Here is a 25,759-nt window from a genome sequence, read left to right as displayed (position 1 = left end):
TCGCTCACTCTTCCCGCGTCGTGTCGTCGAACCCGGCGCCGTCGAGCGCCATGCTGATCAGGCTTTCGGTGTCCATCGCGTCGATCGGGCCGCGCTCGCCGCCGCCGTCGTCGCCGCCGGGTTCCGCAACCCGGTCCCGGGCCCCGGCGAGCTCCAGGAGGCTGTCCATCAGCCCGGCTTCCCGGAGCCGGTTGAGGGGGATCGCCTGGAGGATGCGGCGCACCTCCGCCTCCCCGCCGTCCCCGCCGGCGCCGAGGTCCGGGGCCAGCTCCGCGCCGAGATGGGCGGCGAGGACGCGGGGGTTCGGGTAGTCGAACACCAGCGTCGGCGAGAGCCGCAGCCCCGTCGCCGCGTTCAGGCCGTTGCGGAGTTCCACCGCGGTGAGCGAGTCGAACCCCAGCTCGCTGAAGGCCCGGCCGGGCTCGATCGCCCGGGGCCCGTCGTGTCCGAGGGTCGCCGCCGCGTGCGTCCGGACGATCTCCAGCAGCGCCTCGTCGCGCTCGTCCGGAGACATTCCGGCCAGGCGGCGGCGCAGCGCGTCCGCCGAGCCCTGCCCGGCGCCCGCGGCCCTCCGGGACGGCCGCCTGACCAGGCCCCGCAGCAGCGGGGGCAGGTCGTCGGCGGCGGCCAGGCCCGCGAGGTCCAGCCCGATCGGGACCAGCGCGGCAGCGTCCAGCGTGCCGGCGGTGTCGAGCAGCTCCAGCGCTCGCGCGGCGGGCAGCGCGGTCACGCCGGAGCGGGCCATCCGCCGGACGTCGCCCTCGCCGAGGCGGCCCGCCATGCCGTCGTCGTCGGTCCGCCACAGCCCCCAGGCGAGCGACTGGGCGGGCAGGCCGTGCGCCCGCCGGTGCGCGGCGAGCGCGTCCAGGTAGGCGTTCGCCGCGGCGTAGTTGCCCTGGCCGGGGGCTCCCAGCACCCCGGCGGCCGAGGAGAACAGCACGAACGCCGACAGGTCCATGTCGCGGGTCAGCTCGTGCAGGTTCCAGGCCGCGTCCACCTTCGGGCGGAGGACGGCGTCCATGCGCTCCGGTGTGAGCGACGGGATGACGCCGTCGTCCAGCACCCCTGCGACGTGGACGACTCCGGTGAGGCGGCGGTCCGCCAGCAGTTCCGCGACGGCGTCCCGGTCGGCGAGGTCGCAGGCCGCGATCTCGGCCTCGGCGCCCAGCGCGGCCAGCTCGGCGCGCAACTCCGCCGCGCCGGGGGTGTCCGCGCCGCGCCGTCCGGCCAGCAGCAGCCGCCGGACGCCGTGCCCGGTCACCAGATGCCGTGCCACCGCCCCGCCGAGCGCGCCCATCGCGCCGGTGACCAGCACCGGGCCCTCCCCCGCCAGGACGGAGGCGGGCGTGCCACCGGGCGGTCCCGCCGGGACGCGCGCCAGCCTCGGGGCGTGCGCCGCGCCGCCGCGGACGGCCACCTGCGGCTCACCGGAAGCCAGTGCGGCCAGCGCTTCGCGGACGTCAAGCTCCTGCACGCCCCCGGCAGGAAGGTCGGCGAGCGTGACGCGGCCGGGGTTCTCCGACTGCGCCGAGCGGACGAGGCCCCACACCGCCGCGCCCGCCAGGTCGGTCACGTCGTCGTCCTCGCCGTCCACGGACACCGCTCCGGACGTGACGACCAGCAGCCTGGACACGGCGAACCGCTCCTCGCCCAGCCAGGTCCGCAGGACGTCCAGGACGTGATGGAGGGTTCTCCTGACCGTGGCGGCGTCCGTCCCGCCCGTCACCCGCAGGACCACGACCTCGGGCACGTCGCCGTCCGGCTTCAGCGCCTCCCAGTCCGCCCACGACGTGCCGGGCTCGTCGTCCGCGCCGGCCGCCACCGGCGACCATTCCACCCGGAACAGCGACTCGTGGAATTCAGGCCCGGCCGACGCCAGCTGATCCGCGGAGATCTCCCGCAGCGCCAGCGACCCGACGGACGCGACCGCGCGCCCGGCGGCGTCCGACAGGTGCAGCGACACACCGTCGCCGCCACCGACGTTCGGTGTCACCCGCACGCGCAGCGCCGTCGCGCCCGAGGCGAACAGTTCCACCTCCGACCACGCGAACGGCACGGCCGTGCCGGAACCCGCCCGTCCGCTCAGCGCGATCGCGTGCAGCGCCGCGTCCAGCAGCGCCGGATGCATCCCGAAGCCGTCCTCCTGGGCCTGCTCCGGCAGCGCGACCTCGGCGAACACCTCGTCGCCCGACCGCCACGCCGCCGTCAGCCCGCGGAAGACCGGGCCGTAGCCGAGGCCCGCCTCCGCCATGTCCGCGTAGAACCCGTCCAGGTCGACGGGCACAGCGTCCGGCGGCGGCCACGGCCGCGCGTCGGGCACCGGCTCCGCCGCGCCCGCGGTGACCACCCCGGCGGCGTGCCGCCGCCACGGGCCGTCGGTGTCCGCGTCGGCGCGCGAATACACCGCGACGGGCCTGCGGTCCGGGTCCGCCTCTTCCGCGTCGCCGACCACGACCTGCAGCGCCACGCCGCCGTCGCGGGGCAGGACAAGCGGCGTCTCCAGCGTCAGCGAGTCCAGCGCGCCGCAGCCGGCCTGGTCCCCGGCCCGGACGGCCAGCTCCACGAACCCGGCGCCCGGGAACAGCACCGTCCCGCCGACCGTGTGATCGGCCAGCCACGGCTGCGCGGTCAGCGACAGCCGCCCGGTCAGCACCGCCCCGCCGGACTCGGGCGACGGGACCACGGCGCCGAGCAGCGGATGCCCGGCCTCGCCGAGCCCGATCGACTGCGGGTCCCCGCCGACGATCCGATCGCTCAGCCAGTACCGGCGGCGCTGGAACGCGGCGGTGGGCAGATCGACCCGCCGCGCGCCCGTCCCGCCGAACACTGCGCGCCAGTCAACGGGCGCGCCGCCGGCGTGCAGTTGCCCGACGGCGGTGAGCAGGTCGGCCGTCTCGGCGCCGGTGCGGCGCAGCGCGGGCACCGCGACGCGTTCGCCGGACGGGTCGTCCAGCAGGCCCCGGACCATCGCGGTCAGCACGCCGTCCGGGCCCAGCTCGACGAACCGCGTCACGCCCTCGGACTCCAGCCGCGCGACGGCGTCGGCGAACCGGACCGCCTCCCGCACATGACGCACCCAGTACTCCGGCGACGTCAGTTCGTCCGTTGCCGCGACGCGGCCGGTGAGGGCGGACACGACGGCGACGCGGGGCGGGGCATAGCGGAGGCTCTCGGCGACGGTACGGAACTCGTCGAGCATCGGCTCCATGAGCGGCGAGTGGAACGCGTGCGAGACCCGGAGCCTGGACGTCTTGCGTCCCAGCCCGTCGAAATGGGACCGGAGGTCGTCCACCGCCTCCTCGTCGCCCGACACGACCACCGAGTCCGGGCCGTTCACCGCGGCGATGTCGACGCGTCCGGCGCCGAGCATCGGGATCACTTCGTCCTCGGACGCCTGGACGGCCGCCATCGCGCCGCCCGGCGGAAGGGCCTGCATCAGCCGTCCGCGCGCCGCGACCAGCGTGGCCGCGTCCCGCAGCGACCACACCCCCGCGACATGCGCGGCGGCCAGCTCGCCGATGGAGTGCCCGGTCAGGAGGTCGGGACGGACGCCCCAGGATTCGAGGAGCCGGAACAGCGCCACCTCGACGGCGAACAGGCCCGCCTGCGCGTAACCGGTCTGGTCGAGGGCCTCTCCGGCGTCGTCCGCGGAACCGATCACGTCCTTGAGGGGGCGGTCGAGGTGGGCGTCAAGCTCGGCGCACACGGCGTCGAAGGCGTCCGCGAACGCGGGGAACGCGGCGTGCAGCTCCGCGCCCATGCCCGCGCGCTGCGCTCCCTGGCCGGTGAACAGGAACGCCGTCGAGCCGTCCGAGGCGATGGCCCGGAGGAGGCCAGGGCGGGGATCCGATCCCTCGGCGAGCCCCGCCAGTCCTCGCAGGGCCGCGTCCCGGTCGGCGGCCAGCACCACCGCGCGATGCGGAAGCGCCGCCCTGGACGTCGCCAGCGAGAACCCAACGTCGAGCGGGGACACGTCCGGACGTGCTTCCAGGTACGAGCCGAGCTTCTCCGCCTGGGCGCGAAGTCCCGTCTCGTCGCGGGCGGAGATCACCCACGGCACGACCGGCAGCGGGCCTCGCACCTCCTCGACAGGCTCGGACGGCTGCGGCTCAGGCTCGGGTTCTTCGATGATCACGTGCGCGTTGGTCCCGCTGATCCCGAAGGACGAGATCCCGGCGCGGCGCGGATGCCCGTTGACCGGCCATTCGCGCGGCTCGGTCAGCAACTCCACCGCGCCCGCCGACCAATCCACATGCGGGGTCGGCTCGTCCACGTGCAAGGTCTTGGGCAGGACGCCGTGCCGCATCGCCTGGACCATCTTGATGATTCCCGCGACACCGGCGGCGGCTTGGGTGTGCCCGATGTTCGACTTGATCGACCCGAGCCACAGCGGACGTTCCGGCTCCCGGTCCCGGCCGTAGGTCGCCAGCAGCGCCTGCGCTTCGATTGGATCGCCCAGGGTGGTGCCGGTGCCGTGCGCTTCGACCGCGTCCACGTCACTCGTGGTCAGGCCAGCGGTGGCCAGGGCCTGGCCGATCACGCGGCGCTGCGACGGGCCGTTCGGCGCGGTCAGGCCATTGGATGCACCATCCTGATTGACCGCACTGCCCCGCACGATCGCCAGCGCCGGGTGCCCATTGCGGCGGGCGTCTGACAACCGCTCCACCAGGAGCATCCCGGCGCCTTCGCCCCAGGAGGTGCCGTCCGCCGAGGCCGCGAACGACTTGGCCCGGCCGTCTGGAGCCAGGCCGCGCTGGCGGCTGAATTCGATGAACGTATCCGGCGTCGCCATCACGGTCACGCCACCGGCCAGTGCCAGCGAGCATTCGCCCGAGCGCAGCGCTTGGACGGCCCAATGCAAGGCCACCAGTGACGACGAGCATGCGGTGTCGACCGTCACCGCAGGGCCTTCGAGGCCGAGGGTGTAGGAGATACGGCCGGACGCCACCGAACCGGTGCTGTTGTTGTAGGCGTAGTCGTGATACATCATCCCGGCGAACACGCCGGTCGCGCTGCCGCGCAACGACGCCGGGTCGATACCCGCCCGTTCGAGCGCCTCCCAGGACACCTCCAGCAGCAGCCGCTGCTGCGGGTCCATCGCCCAGGCCTCATTCGGGCTGATGCCGAAGAAGTCCGCGTCGAAATCACCGGCGTCATAGAGGAATCCGCCCTGATCGACGTAGCTCGTCCGGGGACGAGTGCCATCCGGGTCGTAGAGGCGTTCCACGCTCCAGTCGCGGTTGTCCGGGAAGGCCGAGATGCCGTCCGTCCCGTCCGCGACAAGGCTCCAGAGGTCCTCGGGCGAGACGACGCCGCCGGGGTATCGGCACGCCATCCCGACGATCGCGATCGGATCGTCATCGACCGCCGCCGCCCGGACCACGACCCCCGTCCCGGCGGAATCCGTCCCCAGCAGCTCATCGAGCAGATACCGCGCCAGCGCCACCGGCGTCGGATAGTCGAACACCAGCGTCGCGGGGAGCCGCAGGCCCGTCGCCTCGTTCAGGCGGTTGCGCAGCTCGACGGCCGACAGCGAGTCGACGCCGAGGTCCCGGAACGCCCGCTCACCGTCGATCGCGCGCGGCCCGTCGTATCCGAGCACCGACGCGGCCTGCACCCGGACGATCTCCACCAGCGCCTGGACGCGGTCGTCCTCCGGCAGCGACGCCAGACGTCCGCGCAACGCACCGCTCGCGCCGCTCGGGCCGCTTGCGGAGGTCCCGGCCGCGGGACGCGCGCCTCCCGCCAGCATCCGCAGCACATGCGGCACTCCGTCACCGGCCCCGGCCAGCGCGTTGAGGTCCAGGCCGATGGGGACCAGCAGCGGGTCCCCGGCTCGGGCGGCGGCGTCGAACAGATTCAGGCCCTGCTCGACGGTCAGCGGACGGACGCCGGAGCGCCGCATCCGCCTGAGGTCGCCGTCGTCGAGCCGTCCGCCCATCCCGGTGTCGGCGGTCCACAGCCCCCAGGCCAGCGACTGGCCTGGCAGCCCCATCGCTCGGCGATGCTGGACGAGCCCGTCCGCGAACGCGTTCGCCGCCGCGTAGTTGCCCTGCCCCGGCGCACCGAGCACGCCCGCCGCCGACGAGAACACCACGAACGCCGACACGTCCATCTCGCGGGTCAGCTCGTGGAGATTCCACGCGCCCACCGCCTTCGGGCCCATCACGCCCGCGACCTGCTCGGGCGTCAGCGACGAGATCATCCCGTCGTCCAGCACCCCGGCGGCGTGCACGACACCCGACAAGCGGCGGCCTTCCAGCAACCGTGCCAACGCGGCACGATCGCTCACGTCACACGCCGCCACCTCCGCCCGCGCGCCCGATTCCGCAAGCTCCGCCACCAGTTCTGTCGCGCCCGGAGCATCCATGCCGCGACGGCTCGTCAGCAGCAGATCCCGGACGCCGTGCGCCGACACCAGATGCCGCGCGACCAGGGCGCCCAACCCGCTCGTCCCGCCGGTGACCAGAACGGTGCCGGTGCCGAGCACTGGCCCGTCCGGTTCGTCGGTCTCGGATTCCGGGGCGGTCGGAACGGGCGTCCGGGTCAGGCGCGGGACATGTCCCGTCCCTTCGCGGACCACGGCCTGCGGCTCGCCGATCGCCGTCACCAGCCGCACCACCTCGGCGAGATCGGTGCCGTCGGTGTCAGCCAGGACGAAGCGACCGGGGTCCTCCGCCTGCGCGGATCGCAGCATCCCCCACACCGCCGCGCCCACCAGGTCCCGGACGTCCTCGCCGTCCAGCGCCACCGCGCCGGACGTGACGACCAGCAGCCTGGACGACGCGAACCGCTCGTCCGCCGACCATGCGCGGACGACGGCGAGCACCTCGTTCACCCCGTCGATGACCGAGTCGCCCGGGAGGTCGCCCGCGACGCGGACGGCGACGACGTCCGGCACCGGCCCGTCCTGGAGGCCGACGTCGTCCCACAGGCACCACGACACCTCCGCCGCATCGGCGGAGACGGCGGCAGGGACCGAGGCGGCGGACCATGTCAGGCGGTACAGCGAGTCGTGGAACGCGGGCGCGGACAGCTGCCGAGGCGAAACCGGCCGCGAGATCAGCGAATCCGCCGCCAGGACGGGACGCCCGTCCAGGCCCGCCAGCCACAGCGACACGCCGTCCGGCCCGGACGGAGCCACCCTCGCCCTGACGGCGGGCGCGCCGGACGCGAACAGCCGCACCCCGTTCCAGGAGAACGGGAGGACCATCTCGCCGTCGCCGGCCCGTTCGCCGTCCCCGGAGATCAGACCGGTGTGGAGGACCGCGTCGAGCACCGCCGGGTGCATCCCGAACCGGCCGGCCTCCTCCCAGGACTCTTCGGGCAGCGCGACTTCGGCGAACAGCTCGTCCCCGCGACGCCACATCGCGCGAAGCCCTTGGAACAGCGGGCCGTAGCCGTAGCCCGCGTCCGCCAGCCGCTCGTACGCGCCGTCCAGCGGGACGGGCGACGCGCCCTCCGGCGGCCATGCCGACAGGTCGAAGGACGGTTCACCGGCATCGGCGGTCAGCGTTCCGGTGGCATGACGGACCCAGGCGTCGTCGTCGGAACCGTCCCCGGGCAGGGAGTAGACGCCCACGGAACGCCGCCGTCCGGCCTCGTCGTCGTCCTCTCCCACGACCACCTGGACGGTCACGCCGCCGTGCTCCGGCAGGACGAGCGGCGCCTGCAGCGTCAGCTCCTCCAGCACCCCGCACCCGACGTGATCACCGGCCCTGATCGCCAGCTCGACCAGCCCCGTCCCGGGGAAGAGCACGCTGCCCAGCACCCGGTGATCGGCCAGCCACGGCCGTGTCCCCAGCGACAGGCGGCCGGTCAGCACCACGCCGCCCGACTCCGGCAGCGTCACGACCGCGCCCAGCAGCGGATGCTCGGCCGGACGCAGTCCCGCCACCGAGACGTCACCTGCGGCGCCGGGCCCGTCCAGCCAGTATCGCTGCCGCTGGAACGCGTAGGTGGGCAGGTCCACCTGACGGGCGCCTCGTCCGGCGAAGACCGCCTTCCAATCGACCGGGGCGCCATCCACGTGCAGCCGCCCGACCGTGCTCAGGAGAGCCTCGATTTCCGGTGCGCCCTTGCGCAGCGCCGGCGTCACCAGCATGCGGGTGGACGCGTCGTCCAGGCAGGCGTGGGTCATCGCGGTCAGGACGCCGTCCGGACCCAGTTCGACGAACCGGGTCACTCCGTCGGCGTGCAGGGCCTGGACGGCATCGGCGAACCGCACCGCCTCCCGCACATGCCGCACCCAGTACTCCGCCGTGCCGAGCTGCTCCGACTCAACGACTCCACCGGTCAGGGTGGACACGATCGGAATGGCCGGGGCTCCGTAATTCAGGCCTTCGGCGACGTTGCGGAATTCGTCCAGCATCGGGTCCATGAGCGGCGAATGGAACGCATGCGACACCCGCAACCGGGTCGTCTTGCGCCCTTCGCCGGTGAAGTGATCGACAATCCGGACGACCTCGTCCTCGGCCCCCGACACCACCACCGACTGCGGCCCGTTCACCGCCGCGACGGCGACCGGCCCGTCCCCGAGCAGGGCGGTGACCTCGTCCTCGGACGCCTGCACCGCCGCCATCGCGCCGCCCGGCGGAAGGGCCTGCATCAGCCGTCCGCGCGCCGCCACCAGCTTCGCCGCATCGTCCAGCGACCACACCCCGGACACGTGCGCAGCAGCCAGTTCACCGATCGAATGCCCGGCCAGCACGTCGGGACGGACGCCCCACGACTCCAGCAACCGGAACAGTGCGACCTCGACCGCGAACAGCCCGGCCTGTGTGAACATCGTCTGATCGAGCCGCTCGGCGTCCGACCAGACCACATCACGAACCGGACGGTCCAGATGCTCGTCCAGTGCCGCGCACACCGCGTCGAACGCGTCCGCGAAGCGCGGGAACGCCTCATACAGCTCCCGGCCCATTCCGAGCCGCTGCGCACCCTGACCGGAGAACAGGAACGCGGTCGAACCGGATCCGGCCACCCCGCGCAGTGCATCAGGACCGTCCAGTGCGTCCAGCCCCGACAGCAGTTCGTCGCGGTCACGGCCCAGGATCACTGCGCGGTGCTCCAGGAGCGCACGTGTGTTGACCAGCGAGAACCCGACATCGTCCGGATCCAGCTCCGGACGGGCCTCCACGTGGGCGCGGAGACGTTCGGCCTGGCCGAGAAGTCCCGTCTCGTCGCGGGCGGAGATCACCCACGGCACGACCGGCAGCGGGCCTCGCACCTCCTCGACGGACTCGGACGGCTGCGGTTCAGGCTCGGGTTCTTCGATGATGACGTGCGCGTTCGTCCCGCTGATCCCGAACGAGGAGATCCCAGCGCGGCGCCGATGCCCGTTGACCGGCCATTCGCGCGCTTCGGTCAGCAGCTCGACCGCGCCCGCCGACCAATCCACGTGCGGGGTCGGCTCATCCACATGCAACGTCTTCGGGAGGACGCCGTGCCGCATCGCCTCGACCATCTTGATGATCCCCGCCACCCCGGCGGCGGCTTGGGTGTGCCCGATGTTCGACTTGATCGACCCGAGCCACAACGGACGTCCTTCGGGGCGGTTCTGCCCGTAGGTCGCCAACACCGCCTGCGCCTCGATCGGATCGCCCAGCGTGGTGCCGGTACCGTGCGCTTCGACCGCGTCCACATCACTCGTGGTCAAGCCTGCGGTGGCCAGGGCCTGGCCGATCACGCGGCGCTGCGACGGCCCGTTCGGCGCGGTCAGGCCATTGGACGCACCATCCTGGTTGACCGCACTGCCCCGCACAATCGCCAACACCGGGTGCCCATTGCGGCGAGCATCCGACAGGCGCTCCACCAGCAGCATCCCGGCGCCTTCGCCCCAGGAGGTGCCGTCCGCCGACGCCGCGAACGACTTGGCCCGCCCATCCGGAGCCAAGCCGCGCTGACGGCTGAACTCGATGAACGCATCCGGCGTCGCCATCACCGCCACACCGCCCGCCAACGCCAGCGAACACTCACCCGACCGCAACGCCTGCACCGCCAGATGCAACGCCACCAGCGACGACGAACACGCCGTATCCACCGTCACCGCCGGGCCTTCCAAGCCGAAGGTGTAGGAGATCCGGCCCGACGCCACCGAACCCGTGCTGTTGTTGTAGGCGTAGTCGTGATACATCATCCCGGCGAACACACCCGTCGCACTGCCACGCAACGACGCCGGGTCTATGCCCGCCCGCTCAAGCGCCTCCCACGACACCTCCAGCAGCAACCGCTGCTGCGGGTCCATCAGCCAGGCCTCGTTGGGGCTGATGCCGAAGAAGCCGGGGTCGAACCCCGCCACGTCATGCAGGAAGCCGCCGGAGCCGACGTAGCTGGTGTCTGGGCGGAGGCCGTCCGGGTCGTAGATCCGCTCGACGTCCCAGCCGCGGTCGGCGGGGAAGCCGGACACCCCGTCGGTCTCGCCGGTGACCAGGTCCCAGAGGTCCTCGGGCGAGACGACGCCGCCGGGGTAGCGGCACGCCATCCCGACGATCGCGATCGGATCGTCATCGACCGCCGCCGCCCGGACCGCGACGGCAGCCACGGCGGAATCCGTCCCCAGCAGCTCGTCGACCAGGTACCGCGCCAGCGCCACCGGCGTCGGATAGTCGAACACCAGCGTCGCGGGAAGCCGGAGGCCGGTCACCTTGCTGAGCCGTCCTCGCAGGTCAACGGCTGAAAGGGAGTCGAAGCCGAGGTCGCGGAACGCGCGTTCGGCGTCGACCGGCTCCGGATCGGAGTAGCCGAGCACGGACGCCGCCTGTGTCCGGACGATCTCCAGCAGGACCGTCCGGCGCTCGTCCTCCGGAAGCACCGACAGGCGCTCCCGCAGCACTCCGGCCGCGCCCGCCACACCCCCAGGTCCGGCGTCCGCCGCGGGACGTCGGCGGGTCACCAACCCTCGCAGGACGTGCGGCGGCTCATCGCCCACTCCGGCTCCGGCTCCGGCCAGTTCCGCCGGGTCCAACCGGATCGGCATCAGCACCGGCTGTTCGACCGTCATGGCCGCGTCGAACAACCGCAGCCCCTCCTCGACGGTCAGGGCGTGGACTCCGGACCGGGCCATCCGCCGCACGCCGTCGTCATCGAGGCGTCCGGCCATGCCCTCGTCGGAGGCCCACAGGCCCCACGCCAGCGACCGGCCCGGCAGGCCCAGCGCGCGGCGATGCTGGACGAGCCCGTCCACGAACGCGTTCGCCGCCGCGTAGTTTCCCTGGCCGGGTGCGCCGAGGACACCGGCCGCCGAGGAGAACACGACGAACTCCGACAGGTCCGCGTCGCGGGTCAGTTCGTGCAGGTTCCACGCGCCGATGGCCTTCGGTGCGAGCACCGCGTCCACGCGTTCGGGGGTCAGGGACGCGATGACGCCGTCGTCCAGCACGCCCGCCGCATGCACCACGGCCGAGAGGGGATGCCGGTCGGGGACGGCGGCGAGCAGGTCCGCGAGCGCCGTCCGGTCGGCGACGTCGCACGCGGCCACCTCGGCGTCCGCGCCCAGGTCCGCCAGCTCCGCCACCAGCTCACCGGCGCCGGGCGCCTCCGCGCCGCGGCGGCCGACCAGCAGCAGGCGTCGCACACCGTGGACGGTCACGAGATGCCGTGCGATCAGCGCGCCCAGGGCACCCATCGCGCCCGTGACCAGCACGGTTCCCTCACCGAACGGACGTTCCTCCGCCTCACCCGGCTCAGGCTGTCCTGCGGCCACGCGCACCAGCCTCGGGACGTGGACGGTCCCGTTGCGGATCGCGACCTCGGGCTCGTCGGTCGCCGACACGACCGCCACCGCTCCGGCGAGGTCGTCCAGGTCGTCGGCGTCCACCAGGACGATCCGTCCCGGGTCCTCCGACTGCGCCGAGCGGACCAGGCCCCACACGGCCGCGCCCGCCAGATGCGTGACGTCCTCGCCGCCCGCCGGGACGGCGCCCGCGGTGACGACCACCAGCCGCGACGACGCGAACCGGCGACCCGACGACCACGCCTGCACGGCCGCGAGCACGCGGTGCACAGCGGCCCCGACCTCCTCGGCCGGTCCGTGCTCGACGGGCAGCACCACGATCTCAGGGGACGGGGCGTTCTCGTCCTGCCCGGCGAGTTCGTCCCACACGCTCCAGGAACCGGCGGCCGCAGCGCCGTGGGCACCCGGAACTAGGCCCGGGACCGGCGACGTGGGCCACTCCACGCGGTAAAGCGGATCACGGGACGCCGAAGCCGACGCTGCGAGGGGGCCCGGGGTCATCGGGCGCGACACCAGGGACTCCACCGCCGCGACCGGGCGTCCCGTCCCGTCGGCGAGGTGCAGGGCCGTGCCGTCCGAGCCGACCGGGGTCAGCCGCGCCCGGACGGCGGGCGCGCCTGACGCGTAGAGGCGGACGCCGTTCCATGCGAACGGCAGCAGCGTCGCGTCCTCCTCCTCTTCGTGTTCCGGTCGCTCGCGTTGTGCCCTGGCGACGAGTCCCGTGTGGAGCACCGCGTCCAGGACCGCCGGATGCAACCCGAACCGGCCGGCGTCCTCCCAGGCGTCGTCGGGCAGCGCGACCTCGGCGAACAGCTCGTCCCCGCGACGCCACGCCGCTTTCAAGCCCTGGAACAGGGGGCCGTAGCCGTATCCGGCGGCCACCAGCCGCTCGTAGGCGCCGTCCATCTGGATGGCCGACGCCCCCTCGGGCGGCCACGCCGCGAGGTCGAAGGACGGCTCGCCCGCCTCGGCGGTCAGCGTCCCGGTGGCGTGCCGGACCCAGACCTGGTCGGCCGTGTCGTCCCCGGTCCGGGAGTAGACGCCGACGACGCGCCGTCCGGACTCGTCCGCCGCGCCCGCCACGACCTGGACGGCGACACCGCCGTGCTCCGGCAGGACGAGCGGCGCCTGCAGCGTCAGCTCCTCCAGGAACCCGCAGCCGACATGGTCCCCGGCGCGGATCGCGAGGTCGACGAACGCGGTCCCCGGCAGCAGGACGGCGCCGCCCACCTCGTGGTCGGCCAGCCAGGGCTGCGCGTTCAGGGACAGGCGTCCCGTGAGCACCACGCCGCCCGATTCCGGCAACGCCACCACGGCGCCCAGCAGCGGATGCTCGTCCTGCTGGAGCCCGGCGGCCGAGACGTCGCCCGTCCCGTCCGGGCTCACCAGCCAGTACCGCTCCCGCTGGAACGCGTACGTCGGCAGATCCACCTGCTCGGCGCCCCGGTCGTCCAGCACGGCCCGCCAGGTCACGGGGACGCCCTTGACGTGCAGCGAAGCCACCGCGGCGAGCAGCGCGGCAGGCTCCGGACGGTCTCCGCGCAGCGCCGCCGCCACCGTCGTCTCGCCGTCCGTCGTCTCGCCGTCCTGGGACGCGTCGAGGCACGCCTCGGTCATCGCGGTCAGAACGCCGTCCGGCCCCAGCTCGACGAAACGGGTCACCCCGTCGGCGTGCAGCGTCTGGACGGCATCGGCGAACCGCACCGCCTCCCGCACATGCCGCACCCAGTACTCCGCCGAGCCGACTTCGCCGGACGCGGCGGCTCCACCCGTCAAGGTGGAAACGATCGGGATCTCCGGCAGCCGGTATTCCAGGCTTTCGGCGACGCGGCGGAATCCGTCCAGCATCGGGTCCATGAGCGGCGAGTGGAACGCATGCGACACCCGCAACCGCGACGCCTTACGCCCCAGCCCCTTGAAGTGCTCAACAATCCGGACGACTTCGTCCTCGGCTCCCGACACCACCACCGACGCCGGGCCGTTCACCGCCGCCACCGACACCGGCCCATCACCGAGCAGATCGGTGACCTCGTCCTCGGAAGCCTGCACGGCCGCCATCGCGCCGCCCGCCGGAAGGGCCTGCATCAACCGTCCGCGCGCCGCCACCAATTTCGCCGCATCGTCCAGCGACCACACCCCGGCCACATGCGCCGCCGCCAACTCGCCAATCGAATGCCCGGCCAGCACATCAGGCCGCACACCCCACGACTCCAGCAACCGGAAAAGCGCCACCTCGACCGCGAACAATCCAGCCTGCGTGAACACCGTCTGATCCAGCAATTCGGCTTCAGACCACATCACGTCACGCAACGGACGGTCCAAATGCCCGTCCAATGCCGCGCACACGTCATCAAAAGCAACCGCGAACACCGGGAACGCCTCATACAGCTCTCGGCCCATTCCGAGCCGCTGCGCGCCTTGGCCCGAGAACAGGAAGGCCGTCAAACCCGACCCGGCGATGCCCTGGACGGCGGTCTGACCGTCCGGATCAACGAGCCGGTCCAGGCTCGCGAGCAGCTCGTCCCGGTCCCGGCCGATCACGACCGCGCGGTGCTCCAGCACCGCCCGGCCGGTCGCCAGGGACCATCCGACGTCGAGAGGCGCCAGCTCGGAGCGCGCCCGGACGTGCGAGCGCAGCCGTTCGACCTGGCCGCGCAGCCCGGCCTGATCGCGTGCCGAGAGCACCCAAGGAACGGCCGGCGGCGACTCGCGAACGGCCTGGTCGCTGCGGGGGCCGGCCGGTTCGGCGGCCTCGATGATCACATGCGCGTTCGTCCCGCTGATCCCGAACGAGGAGATCCCGGCCCGGCGCGGACGCCCGCCGGCCGCCCACTCGCGCGCCTCGGCCAGCAGCTCCACATCGCCGGCCGACCAGTCCACATGCGGGGTCGGCTCGTCCACGTGCAACGTCTTCGGCAGCATGCCGTGCCGCATCGCCTGGACCATCTTGATGATCCCGGCGACACCCGCCGCGGCCTGCGTGTGCCCGATGTTCGACTTGATCGACCCCAGCCACAGCGGCCGCCCCTCCGGACGGTCCTGGCCATACGTCGCGAGCAGCGCCTGCGCCTCGATCGGGTCGCCGAGCCTCGTCCCCGTCCCGTGGGCCTCGACCGCGTCGACGTCCACCGTGCTCAGCCCCGCGGCGGCCAGCGCCTCGCGGATCACCCGCCGCTGCGACGGCCCGTTCGGCGCGGTCAGCCCGTTGGACGCCCCGTCCTGGTTGACCGCGCTCCCCCGCACCACCGCGAGCACCCGATGACCGTTCCGCTGAGCGTCCGACAAACGCTCCACCAGCAGCATCCCGGCGCCCTCGCCCCACCCGGTGCCGTCCGCCGCCGCCGCGAACGACTTGCAGCGCCCGTCGGCCGCCAGCCCGCGCTGGCGGCTGAACTCGATGAACGTGTCGGGGGTCGCCATGACCGTGACTCCGCCGACGAGCGCGAGCGAGCACTCGCCCGTGCGCAGCGACTGGATCGCCCAGTGCAGCGCCACCAGCGACGACGAGCACGCCGTGTCCACCGTCACCGCCGGGCCCTCGAGGCCCAGCGTGTAGGAGATCCGGCCGGACGCGATCGCGCCGGTGCTGCTGTTGAACGCGTAGTCGTGGTAGTTGACGCCGGCGAACACGCCCGTGCGGCTTCCCCGCAGCGAGGACGGGTCGATCCCCGCCCGTTCCAGGGCCTCCCACGAGACCTCCAGCAGCAGCCGCTGCTGCGGGTCCATGACCAGCGCCTCGTTCGGGCCGACGCCGAAGAACCCCGGGTCGAACCAGCCCGCGTCGTGCAGGAAGCCGCCGCGGTCCACGTAACTCTTGCCCGGACGGCCGGGCTCCGGGTCGAACAGGCCCGCCGCGTCCCAGCCCCGGTCCGCGGGGAAGCCGGACAGCCCGTCCGCGCCGCCCGCGACCAGGTCCCACAGCGTCTCGGGCGAGACGACGCCTCCCGGGAACCGGCACGCCATGCCCACGATCGCGACCGGCTCCCGGTCCCGCTCCTCGAACTCGGCGACACGCCTGCGCGCCTCGCGCAGATCCGTGGTCGTCCGCTTGAGATAGTCGAGCAGCTTCTCCTCGGTATTTATCCCGACCACCCCGCACACTGAAATCGGCCGACACACCGCGAACCCGCGGTCACCAGCGAATTCAACCGGCCGGGGCGGGCAGGCCACTACCCGCGCGCACCCCTGATCGCCGTCACACCACCCCTACCGTCCAAGAATGGCCAGGCCAGTCCGGTGCGACGGCCAATGGTAGGGGTTGACATAGGGGTTGTTCGGCGTCCATTCCGTCCGTAACGTCAGCGCCGACGACATTCGGTCGCAGCGCTTCCCGGTCCGCCAATGAACTCTTCTCACGATAAGCGCTAGGCACGACTTACCGAAAACAGATCCGCGATCGGGCGAAGCAATCAACCGTCCCGGAAAGGCTGCCGGCGCGAGCACGCCGCACACCCGCGGACAGCCCGCGAGGCGGGTGCCACCGTTCAGAGTTCCCTGAGTCGGTCGGCCAGCGGGATACCGCTGGACCAGAGTCGGCCGAAGTACCCGGCGGCGTCGCGGACGAGGTTCCGGTCGTCGATGCGAAAGCCGGTCATCTCCTGGGCGGTGCCGGCCGCGAACGTGAGGAAGGCGACGGTGTCGTCGAAGACGGCCAGGTTGACGGGGTCCGCGCTGATCTGCCAGTCGACGACTCGCACTTCGTAGTTCGGGAGATCCCCGGAGCTCTCGTGGTGCCCTCTGGCCCAGTCGACCATTTCCCTGTTGGGCAGGCAGATCAGACGGCACATCGATCGCGCCCCTTGCAAAAGGGGCCAATTGCTCAACTCGGCGAAGTACTCTTCCGCGGCATCACCCGTGTCGCGGTCCGTGAACCCGACGAAGTACGACGGCGGCGTCACGCGGATATAAGTGGTAAGGATGCGCGACTAGGCCTTGCGGATCTGCGCGGTCAAGGCCTTGTAGTGGTGGCGTCCGGTCAGATGCTGGACCGATGACGAGGGGGCCTGAAGCAGCGCCTCCCCGCCGTGGTCCGGCGAGAGTTCCGCGCTGATCTCCCGGTCGACCTCGACCCAATGAGACCGCCACGCCTGGACGTCACCGCGGCAGGCCTCGACGAACGCCGCCGTCTGCTCCCAGGAGGGGAACCGGTGACCGTTGAGAATGGCCGAGACGGTGGCGTGGCTGCAGTGCATCGCGGTGGCGAGTACCTGCTGCTTGGGCCTGCCCGCGTCCCGGTGCAGGCGGCGCAGGGCCAGCGCGAAGCGCTCCACGGGGACCGACGGGTTCAGGGGACGTGGACGTGGCGGCATGGTCGGCAGACTCCTGCAGGCATCGTTGCCCGTCATTGTCCGGCATCACCCGGAGAAATTTGCCAAAGTTCGAAAAGTTTCGCTGCCACCCTTGGCCGCTAGCAAAGGTCGCACTCTTGTCAAGGCTCCGAGCTTCATCCAGTCGATCTGCTAGATCTGAGCCAGGAGGGCCCTCGTCCTGAAAAGGGGTGGGGCATTAATGACCTGACGCCGGGCCGATTTCCGCAACAGCCTGGTTCCCGCCAGAGCAGGTCGACACCATAAAACACGAACGGAGTTCAGCAATCATGGCCAGCGCTCGCAATCTCCGCGTCATCGAACAGACGCCGACACGGCCGGACGGAGAGGTCATCCTCCGGCCGCACGTCGTGCCGCCCGCGCTCTACGCCACCCTGGCCGCCGTCGACATCTGCTCCTTCGGCCTGCTCGGCGACGCGCACAGCCAGCTTCACCAGCGCCACCAGATGTACATGCGCCTGGCCGAGGCCTGCGAGATCACGCGGATCCCCTGGTGGGACTGCTACCGGGAGGACCGTGGGGACGGCGCTCTCATCATCGCGCCGCCCGACGTGCCCGCCGACGACTTCCTGGACCCCTTCGCGCATCATCTGACCGCGGTGCTCCGCCGCTCCAACCGCCTCGCGTCCCCGGCGGCGCGGTTAAGGTTGCGCGTCGCCGTCCACGCGGGTCACGTCCACCGGGACGCGCACGGCGTGGCCGGTCAGGCGGTCCTCCATCTGTTCCGGCTGCTAGAGGCCGCCGCTTTCAAGAAGGCGCTCGCCGACGGCGCCGCCGACCTCGGGCTCATCGTGTCCGACAGGCTGTACGACGACGCCACCGCTCGCGGCGGTCTGATCAATCCGGACGCCTACCGTCCCCTGCGCGTCAGCTGCAAGGAGACCCGCGCCAAAGCGTGGTTGTGGTCGCCTGGCGGTGGGTGGGGTTAGGGCTTGCGGGCGGCGGCGGCGTACATGTTGGTGGCGGTGTCGGGGAGGGGTGCGTCGCCGGGGGCCGGGTGCCAGCGGGGCATCGGGACGACGCCGGGGGTGAGGAGCTCCAGGCCGGCGAGGAGGGCTTCTACCTCGGCGCGGTCGCGGAGGTACATGGGGATGCCGCTGCGCGTGTACTCGCGGGCGAGGTCGCGGGACTCGGGGGCGAGGTCGCCGGTGGGGATGGTGAGGGCGACGCAGCTGCCGGGGGCGAGCGGGGCGACGAGCGCGTCCATCAGGCTCTGGGCGTCCTCGACGAACTGGAGCATCGCGATCACGGTGAGGGCGACCGGACGGGAAAGGTCGAGGGTCTCGTGGAGGGCGGGATCGCCGAAGAGCCGGTCGGGGGAGCGCATGTCGGCGTCGATGTAGGCGGTGCGGCCCTCGGGTGTGCTGGTCAGCAGCGCCCGGGCGTGCGCGAGGACGACCGGGTCGTTGTCGACGTAGACGATCCGCGCGTCGGGCGCCGTCTCCTGGACGACCTCGTGCAGGTTCGGCGAGGCCGGGATGCCGGCGCCGACGTCGAGGAACTGCCGGATGCCGAGGCCCGCGAAATGGCGGGCCATCCGCCGCATGCAGGCGCGGTTGGCGAGCATCGAGGTCCGCAGGCCCGGCCAGCCCTCCAGTGCTTTCGCGGCGGTCTCGCGGTCGGCGGCGAAGTTGGCCGTGCCGCCGACGATGTAGTTGTAGACCCGTGCGGAGTGTGGACGGTCTGTCCGCAGGTCTGGCTCGTCCGGCATGGGCGGGTCCTGCCTTTCGCTCGGGGCTCGTCCAGCCGTGGACTATAGCCCCGGAGCGCGCCGTGGGGGGCCGGGGGGCGGGGGGGGCGTGTGGGCCGGGGCGCCCACGGCGGTCAGGGCGGCGGACGCCGCGGGCCGCCCTGCGTTTCCGATGTCAGGACGAGACCGCGCACTGGCCGCGGTCGGCGCGGCGCGGGCCGTCGGCCGTCGGGCGGATGTCGAAGTCGAAGATGGCCGTGGGCAGGTAGAGCGAGCAGCAGGCGTTCGGGATGTCGACCACGCCGCTGACGCGTCCCTCGATCGGCGCGGCGCCGAGCAGGAGGTAGGCCTGCTCGCCGCTGTAGCCGAACGTCTTGAGGTACTCGATGGCGTTCAGGCAGGCGTTGCGGTACGCGATGGTGGCGTCGTTGTAGTAGTTGGTGTTGGTGTCGTGGTCCACCGAGATGCCGATGAACGACACGAACTCCGTGTAGCGCGGCTCCACGTTGCCGGGCATGAAGATCGGGTTGGTGGTCACGCCGTACTTCTCCATGCCGCCCTTGATGAGGTCGACGTGGAAGTCGATGAAGCCGCCCATCTCGATGGCGCCGCAGAAGGTGATCTCACCGTCGCCCTGGCTGAAGTGCAGGTCGCCGCCGGACAGCATGCCGCCGGCCACGTGCACCGGGTAGAACACGCGCGCGCCGCGGGTGAAGTTCTTGATGTCGTGGTTGCCGCCGTTCTCGCGCGGCGGGACGGTGCGGGCGCCCTCCGCGGCGACCCTGGCCAGCGCGTCGCCGGTGAGCGGGCCGGCGAGCGTCCCGGGCTCCAGCGGCGGCAGCGCGAGCGGCGGCACGCGGTCCGGGTCGGTGGCGATGAGCGCCCGCTCGCGGGCGTTCCACTTCGCCAGCAGTTCCGGGGACGGCGCCGTGCCGAACAGTCCGGGGTGCGTGATCCCCGTGAAGTTCACCCCGGGGATGTGCCGGGACGTGGCCTGCTGGCCGTGGAAGTCCCAGATGGCCTTGTAGGCGTCGGGGTAGTAGTCGGTGAGGAAACCGCCGCCGTTCTGCTTGGCGAAGATGCCCGTGTAGCCCCAGCCCTGGCCGGGCTTCGGCCCGGTCTCCTGCGGGACGGGCCCGAGGTCGAGGATGTCGACCACGAGGAGGTCCCCGGGCTCGGCGCCCTCGACGGCGATGGGCCCGCTCAGCATGTGGCAGGGCTGCAGGTCGACGTCGCGGACGTCGTTCGCGGAGTCGTTGTTGCCGATCTGGCCGTCGGTCCACTCCCGGCATTCCACCCGGAACTCCGCCCCTGGACGGACGGTCGCCGCCGCGGGGATGTCCGGGTGCCACCGGTTGTGGCCGGGGACGTTCTGGTCGCGCATCGACCGGGCCTGGTCGACGCTGAACACGACTTCTGGCATGAGTGCCCTCCCAGAGTTGTTGCGTGATCTGTTGAAAGTGCGGTGATCTGCCGGAGTGCGGTCAGGGTCCGGTGGCGGGTTCGGCGGGCGCGCCTCCGGCCGTGCCTCCGGGTGCGCCTCCGGCCGTGCGTCCGGGCCGGGTCAGCGGCCACAGCCCGACGACGATGACGACGGTGCAGACCGCCCAGATCACGGCGTACTTGCCCGCGCTGGAGTAGTTGTCGGTCAGCAGCAGGAACGCGGGGAGCGTCGTCGTGCCCAGCGCGTTGGCGAGGGTCACCCATCCCGTGTAGTCGTTCAGCTCCGCCCGCTTGAGCCCCAGGAGGAGGAAGAACAGGAACCACAGGAAGGACCACGAGAGCCAGATGACCCCGAACGGGTAGTCCTTGACGTCGAAGAAGTTCACGGCCGAGAAGATGATCGCCGAGAACGACACGAACAGGGAGAACCAGCCGACGCCCGTGGAGTCGAGGCCGGCGAGGTTGCCGATGCCGACGTAGAGGTAGGTGAAGCCGAACAGGTAGATGCCGGCCGCGAAGCTGATCGCGGCCGTGTCGGTGCCCGCCTGGACCAGCAGGATCGTCGGGAACACGACCTGCATCGCGCCGACGAACAGGTTCATGACCCCGGCGGATCGGGGGTCGACGCGTCCGAGCAGCATCACCGCGTTGACGAAGAGCACCGCGCCGACGTAGAGCAGTCCTACGCTTGCCATGAGAACCCCCTAGGGCCGTGGTAGCAGCGCGTGGCGCGGGTCGGACGGCGGGGCCGGGCGGCGCTCCGGCGGAGGCGCCGTCGTCACCACCTGGGGCTCGTGCCGGCTGGCGGCCTGGGCGTCCAGCGCCCGCGTGAGCGGGGCGCCGGGACGGGTGAGCGACGGGGCCGTGTAGACGCGGCGAGCGGTGCCGTCGCACTGGGCGCAGCGCTCCTCGGGGCGTGCCCGGCCCATCGGCAGCGCGAGGTCGAAGGGGCCGCAGCGCGCGCAGCGGTATTGATAGGTCACCATGACGGGCCTCCCGGCTGCCCATATGCTTACTTTCTGACGAAAGTATTTCTTTCGGAAGCATCCGTCAATGATGTGATGCGGGTCTTCCCGATCCGCGGGCGGCAAACCGCCTCGCGGCGAGGATTCGGCACCGCGGCCGCGGCCCGGGTCCCGGAGTGCGGGCCAGAGCCGTGCGATGACGTCCTGCTATGGGCTCCCGGGGTCGCGCGCAACGGCCGCCGCGGCCTGGCTCGCACGGGGCGGCGACGCGGCGCGTGGCCGTTACCGGACGGTGGTGGACGGCACGGTCGTTCGGGCCCTAAGTACTGTCGAGCGGAATAGTTCTAACCTGAACGGTGCCCCGGCTCGCCAAGGTCTGGCGAGCCGGGGCACCGTCCGGGCGCGGTCAGCCGATCGGGGGTGGTCAGCCGATCGGGCGCGGTCAGCCGATCGGGCTCGGCATGATCGGCAGGGTGATCGAGGACGGGTGCTCGGCGTCGTGGAAGACCGTCTGGTCGGCGACCTTCGTCCTGGTGTCGGTGCCGAACGTCTTCCCCGTGTTCGGGTTGCGGTCGAACATCGGGAAGTTGCTGCTGGAGATCTCCAGGCGGATGCGGTGGCCGGCCTTGAACACGTTGCTGGTGGGCCACAGCTTGATCGTGTACTTGTACACCTTCCCGGGACGGATCAGCGACGGGCGCTCCAGGGACACCCGGTACCTGGCCCGCTGGATCCCGTCCCGGATCATCATCGAGCTGCCGTCCGGGTGGACGTCGGTGAGCTTCGCCGTCCAGTCGGTGTCGCGGGCGGAGGACGACGCGTACAGCGTCACCGAGATCGGGCCGGTGACCTCGGTGTCCTTCGCCAGCGGCGGGGTGCTGTAGACGAGGACGTCCCGCCGCTGCTCGATGAGCCGCTGGTCCTGGACGCCGCCGGGCACCGAGCTCTGGAACCGTCCGCCGAAGCTCGGCACCGGGTTCTCCGGGTCGTACCGGTAGCGGTCGGCCGCCTCCCTCGCCGGCCGGCCGGTGCTGAGCGTGCCGCCGCCGGTCAGCGTGTTCGCGTCACCGTTGCTGTGCAGGTAGTACGTGGTGTAGTCGGTGCCGGGGATCGGCCAGGAGTCCGCCGTGCGCCACTTGTTGGCGCCCATCACGAAGATCTTCACGGCGGGATCCTTGTCCAGCCCGTTGCGCTTGCCCTTGAGCCAGTAGTCGAACCAGCGGAGCTGGACCTCCTCGATCGAGACGACCGCCTCCGGCCCGAAGTCGGCGACCCCCGACCTGCGGCCCGAGCTGCCGTGGCCCCACGGGCCGATGAGCATCTTCGCGCCGTCGCGGGCCTCCTGTGAGCCGCCCTTGGCGCGCATCCCGGCGAAGTTCTCGACCGTCCCGTCGAGGAAGATGTCGTACCAGCCGCCGTAGTTCAGCGCCGGGACGGTGATCTGCGGGTACCGGTCGCGGATGCTCCAACGCTTCCAGTAGGCGTCGTTGCTGGGGTGCTTGACCCAGTCGTAGTAGTAGGGCGCGACGCGCTCGTCCTTGGGGTAGAGCGGCGGCCACTTGTTCAGCGGCAGGGACCAGTACCACTTCCGGAACAGGTCGCGGGACGCCTGGCTCATCTCCGCGCTCAACTCCGCCCCGTCCGGCAGCCGGTCGACGGCGCTGTTGGCCAGGGAGAACAGCGGCCAGTCCTGGGTGAACGACTGGTACATCGCGCCGCCCTCGTACGTCCACCCGTCGTAGGCGTCGGACGAGGTGAACGCCGGGACGATCGTGACCAGGTGCGGCGGACGGAGCGTGGCCGGGAGCCACTGCGTCAGCCCCGGATACGAGAAGCCGTACATGCCGACCTTGCCGTTCGAGTGCGGCAGCCGCGCCGCCCACTCGATGGTGTCGTAGCCGTCCGTGGCCTCGTCCCGGTAGGGGTAGAAGGTGCCGTCCGACTTGTACTGCCCGCGGACGTCCTGCGCGACGACCATGTAGCACGCGGCCGCGTAGAAGTCGGGGTCGGCGTAGAAGATGTTCTCCGCGCGGTCCTTGTTGTAGGGCAGCCGTATCAGGATGACCGGGAAGTCCTCCTTCCCCTTCGGGGTGAACACGTTGGAGCGCAGGACGGTGCCGTCCCGCATGGTCGTCGGGACGTCCCTCTGGACGGTGAACTCGCACTTCTCGCCCGCCGCCGCCGTGCCGCCGGCGGCGCTGGCGCCGGGGGCGGCCGCCGCGCCGGCCAGCACCACGACCGCCGCCGCGAGGGACAGTTTTCGGCCCCGGCCCGCTCCCGCCGGTCTGGTGGTACGCCGTCTTGATCTCATCCCCGCATCCCTTCCGGTCGATCACTCGACGTCGTCGGGCGGAGCATCACATGATCACGAGCGCTGGTCAGGGGGGCCGGGAGGCGGCTGCGCCGAACCGCCGGGCGGGCGCGTCGAGCATCGGGGGCGGCTGCGGCGAGCGGTCGGGAACGCACGATGAGCCGTGCGATTTGCGTGGATTGTCCCGATCGTCCGGTCGAGCGAAGGCCGGACGCGGAAATTCGGGCCCGAACGACCGCCCGTCGCAGGGATCCGACCGCTCATCGATCCCCCGCGCCGGTCGCCGCTCCCAGGTGGCCGCTGGCCGAACACGGCGGCACGGGACTCTATCCGGCTTCAAAACGCCAATTTAATCTTCGATTCACCCGCGATCATCATGCGCGCGCACACTATCCGGCAGAAGTAAAGGCGCTACTGCCCTCGTCGGCCCCTGAGACAGATCCGTACCCCGCTCGTCACGTCACCGGCCCGGACAGAGAGCGTCCGGCATATTGCCGTTTCCCGGTGGCGTGGCCGACTTCCCGCGACCCCCGGCGCCTTCCATTGGATCGGCGGCGCCGTCCATTCCCCCGCGCGAGAAAGAGAAGGTCGGCATGGAGCCGAAGAAACTCCGATGGCCCGCGATCATCGCGGTCGCGGCGGCGGCGATGATGTTCACCGCCCCGCCGTCCGCGGCCCGCACTTCCCCCGCGTCCACGACATTGACCAAAACGGCCGAAGCGGCCGAATGCGCACCGGGCACGACCGTCAACACGGACAAGGGACCCGTGTGCGGGACGGTCTCGAACGGCGTCGCGTCCTGGCTCGGAATCCGGTACGCCGCCCCGCCCGTCGGCGACCTGCGCTGGGCCCCGCCCGCGCCCGCACCCGCCTGGACCTCGACGTTCCCGGCCACCGAGCGGGGCACCAACTGCCCGCAGGCGGACGGTCTCGGCGCAGGGTCGACCAATGAGGACTGCCTGAACCTGAACGTCCGGGCGCCGGAGAACGCCGGTTCCAAACGGCTGCCGGTGATGGTGCAGATCCACGGCGGCGGATTCCGGTTCGGCACCCCCGCCGACGGAAGCCACCTCGTCCGGTCCGGCGACGTCATCTCGGTGGAGCTGCATTACCGGCTGGGCATCTTCGGATTCATGTCGCACAAGGAGCTGGGCCAAAACTCCGGCAACTACGCGTTCCAGGACCAGCAGGCCGCGCTGCGCTGGGTGCAGAAGAACATCACCAAATTCGGCGGCGACCCGGGCAACGTGACCATTTTCGGGGCGTCCGCCGGAGGGTCGAGCGTCTGCGCCAACGCCGTTTCGCCCACCGCGAAGGGACTGTTCCACAAGGGAATCGCGCAAAGCGGCGAATACAACTCGCTGCTCGGGACCACCAACACGTCCTGGCAGCCGCAGGACTGCAAGTCCGAACTGCCCACCGCGGACGAGGCGCACCGGATCAACGAGCGGTTCGCGGCCGCCGTCGGCTGCGGCGACGCCGCAGACACCGCCGCCTGCCTGCGCCAGGTGCCGGTGAAGACGCTGCTCGACAAGTCCGGCAACGGGATGGGCCCCGACCAGGGCACGATCGCGCCGGTCGTCGACGGCAAGACCCTCACCATGTCGATGGGGAAGGCGCTCGCCACCGGCCGCATCAACGACGTGACGCTCATGCACGGCGTGGACCGCGACGAGACCCAGCTGGCCTCCGCCAACTCGCCCGCCGACTACCAGCGGATGGTGCGGGAGCAGTACGGACGGTACGCCCCCCAGGTGTTCGCCCGGTACCCGCTCGACCGCTTCCCCGACCCCTCGGCGTTCATCGCCTACCGGACGATCGTCGCCGACTCCAACTCCGTCTGCCCGTCCCTGCTCAACCACCGGCGGATGTCGCGCTACATCAATGTGTACGCCTACCAATCCGACAACGCCGACGCCCCGCCCGCGAGCTTCCTCGACCAGACCAAGCCCAACGGCGCTTTCCACGTCCTGCTGAACCAATTCCTGTCGCCCCGCGCGGGCGCGCAACTCACCCCGAACCAGCAGGCGTTCGGCGCGCAGATCACCGCCCAGTGGACGGGATTCGCCCGCACCGGCAGCCCGACCGTGAAGGGCGCGCCCCTGTGGCCGCGATTCACCCGCCACAACCCGGACGTGATGTCCCTGGCCCCGGCCGGCGACAGTGAACTGACCCGCGAAATCGCGCGCCAGCACCACTGCGACTTCTGGGACAAGCTCACTCCCTACAACCGCTGACCGTCAATCGACAACCGTGACCGTCAATCCGAATCGGGGGCCCGCGGGTGTG

The 25,759-nt window shown here is 71.8% G+C and carries 10 protein-coding genes; 2 read left to right on the top strand and 8 right to left on the bottom strand.

Annotated elements, in window-relative coordinates:
• Positions 1-4 precede the first annotated feature (4 nt).
• The 3 genes from ACH35V_RS39680 to ACH35V_RS39670 all read right to left on the bottom strand — a co-directional run bounded on the left by ACH35V_RS39680 (position 5) and on the right by ACH35V_RS39670 (position 17,043).
• On the bottom strand, positions 5-15,826 hold the full coding sequence (locus ACH35V_RS39680; protein ID WP_395980045.1) for an SDR family NAD(P)-dependent oxidoreductase: 15,822 nt from the start codon (positions 15,824-15,826) through the stop codon (positions 5-7).
• Positions 15,827-16,218: 392 nt separating this feature from the next.
• The gene (locus ACH35V_RS39675) at positions 16,219-16,632 is read right to left on the bottom strand and encodes a hypothetical protein (RefSeq protein WP_395980044.1); all 414 of its coding nucleotides are present in this window, start codon (positions 16,630-16,632) and stop codon (positions 16,219-16,221) included.
• Positions 16,633-16,659: 27 nt separating this feature from the next.
• The gene (locus ACH35V_RS39670; RefSeq protein WP_395980043.1) at positions 16,660-17,043 is read right to left on the bottom strand and encodes a helix-turn-helix domain-containing protein; all 384 of its coding nucleotides are present in this window, start codon (positions 17,041-17,043) and stop codon (positions 16,660-16,662) included.
• A 287-nt stretch (positions 17,044-17,330) separates the two neighbouring features.
• Here ACH35V_RS39670 and ACH35V_RS39665 point away from each other — a divergent pair, with 287 nt between their 5' ends.
• Positions 17,331-17,990, top strand: a complete 660-nt coding sequence (locus ACH35V_RS39665) for a hypothetical protein (protein ID WP_395980042.1) — start codon at positions 17,331-17,333, stop codon at positions 17,988-17,990.
• Here the strand turns inward: ACH35V_RS39665 and ACH35V_RS39660 are convergent.
• From ACH35V_RS39660 to ACH35V_RS39640, 5 genes are all read right to left on the bottom strand, one after another.
• A complete protein-coding gene (locus tag ACH35V_RS39660; RefSeq protein ID WP_395980041.1) occupies positions 17,987-18,772 on the bottom strand; it encodes an SAM-dependent methyltransferase in 786 nt (261 codons plus the stop codon). The genes ACH35V_RS39665 and ACH35V_RS39660 overlap by 4 nt on opposite strands.
• Before the next feature lie 154 nt (positions 18,773-18,926).
• Complete coding sequence (gene fmdA / locus ACH35V_RS39655) at positions 18,927-20,174, bottom strand: formamidase (protein WP_395980040.1); 1,248 nt, start codon at positions 20,172-20,174, stop codon at positions 18,927-18,929.
• Between the two features lie 61 nt (positions 20,175-20,235).
• A complete protein-coding gene (locus ACH35V_RS39650) occupies positions 20,236-20,889 on the bottom strand; it encodes an AmiS/UreI family transporter (protein ID WP_395980039.1) in 654 nt (217 codons plus the stop codon).
• A 9-nt stretch (positions 20,890-20,898) separates the two neighbouring features.
• Positions 20,899-21,180, bottom strand: coding sequence for an FmdB family zinc ribbon protein (locus ACH35V_RS39645; RefSeq protein ID WP_395980038.1), 282 nt, complete (start codon positions 21,178-21,180; stop codon positions 20,899-20,901).
• A 421-nt stretch (positions 21,181-21,601) separates the two neighbouring features.
• Positions 21,602-23,470: a CocE/NonD family hydrolase gene (locus ACH35V_RS39640; protein WP_395980037.1), complete on the bottom strand. Its 1,869-nt coding sequence runs from the start codon at positions 23,468-23,470 to the stop codon at positions 21,602-21,604.
• 593 nt (positions 23,471-24,063) lie between these two features.
• On the opposite strand from ACH35V_RS39640, the gene ACH35V_RS39635 reads away from it, so the two are divergent.
• On the top strand, positions 24,064-25,707 hold the full coding sequence (locus ACH35V_RS39635; protein ID WP_395980036.1) for a carboxylesterase/lipase family protein: 1,644 nt from the start codon (positions 24,064-24,066) through the stop codon (positions 25,705-25,707).
• Positions 25,708-25,759 lie beyond the last annotated feature (52 nt).

The sequence above is a fragment of the Actinomadura sp. 1N219 genome, from assembly GCF_044326405.1.
Lineage (GTDB): Bacteria > Actinomycetota > Actinomycetes > Streptosporangiales > Streptosporangiaceae > Spirillospora.
This window is presented reverse-complemented; position numbering and strand designations above follow the sequence as displayed.

Bases quoted from the DNA above. Each gene is read 5' to 3' on its own strand.
- ACH35V_RS39635 (WP_395980036.1), top strand. From the start codon at position 24,064: ATGGAGCCGAAGAAACTCCGATGGCCCGCGATCATCGCGGTCGCGGCG.
- ACH35V_RS39645 (WP_395980038.1), bottom strand. From the start codon at position 21,180: ATGGTGACCTATCAATACCGCTGCGCGCGCTGCGGCCCCTTCGACCTC.
- fmdA (WP_395980040.1), bottom strand. From the start codon at position 20,174: ATGCCAGAAGTCGTGTTCAGCGTCGACCAGGCCCGGTCGATGCGCGAC.
- ACH35V_RS39640 (WP_395980037.1), bottom strand. From the start codon at position 23,470: ATGAGATCAAGACGGCGTACCACCAGACCGGCGGGAGCGGGCCGGGGC.
- ACH35V_RS39650 (WP_395980039.1), bottom strand. From the start codon at position 20,889: ATGGCAAGCGTAGGACTGCTCTACGTCGGCGCGGTGCTCTTCGTCAAC.
- ACH35V_RS39660 (WP_395980041.1), bottom strand. From the start codon at position 18,772: ATGCCGGACGAGCCAGACCTGCGGACAGACCGTCCACACTCCGCACGG.
- ACH35V_RS39665 (WP_395980042.1), top strand. From the start codon at position 17,331: ATGGCCAGCGCTCGCAATCTCCGCGTCATCGAACAGACGCCGACACGG.
- ACH35V_RS39670 (WP_395980043.1), bottom strand. From the start codon at position 17,043: ATGCCGCCACGTCCACGTCCCCTGAACCCGTCGGTCCCCGTGGAGCGC.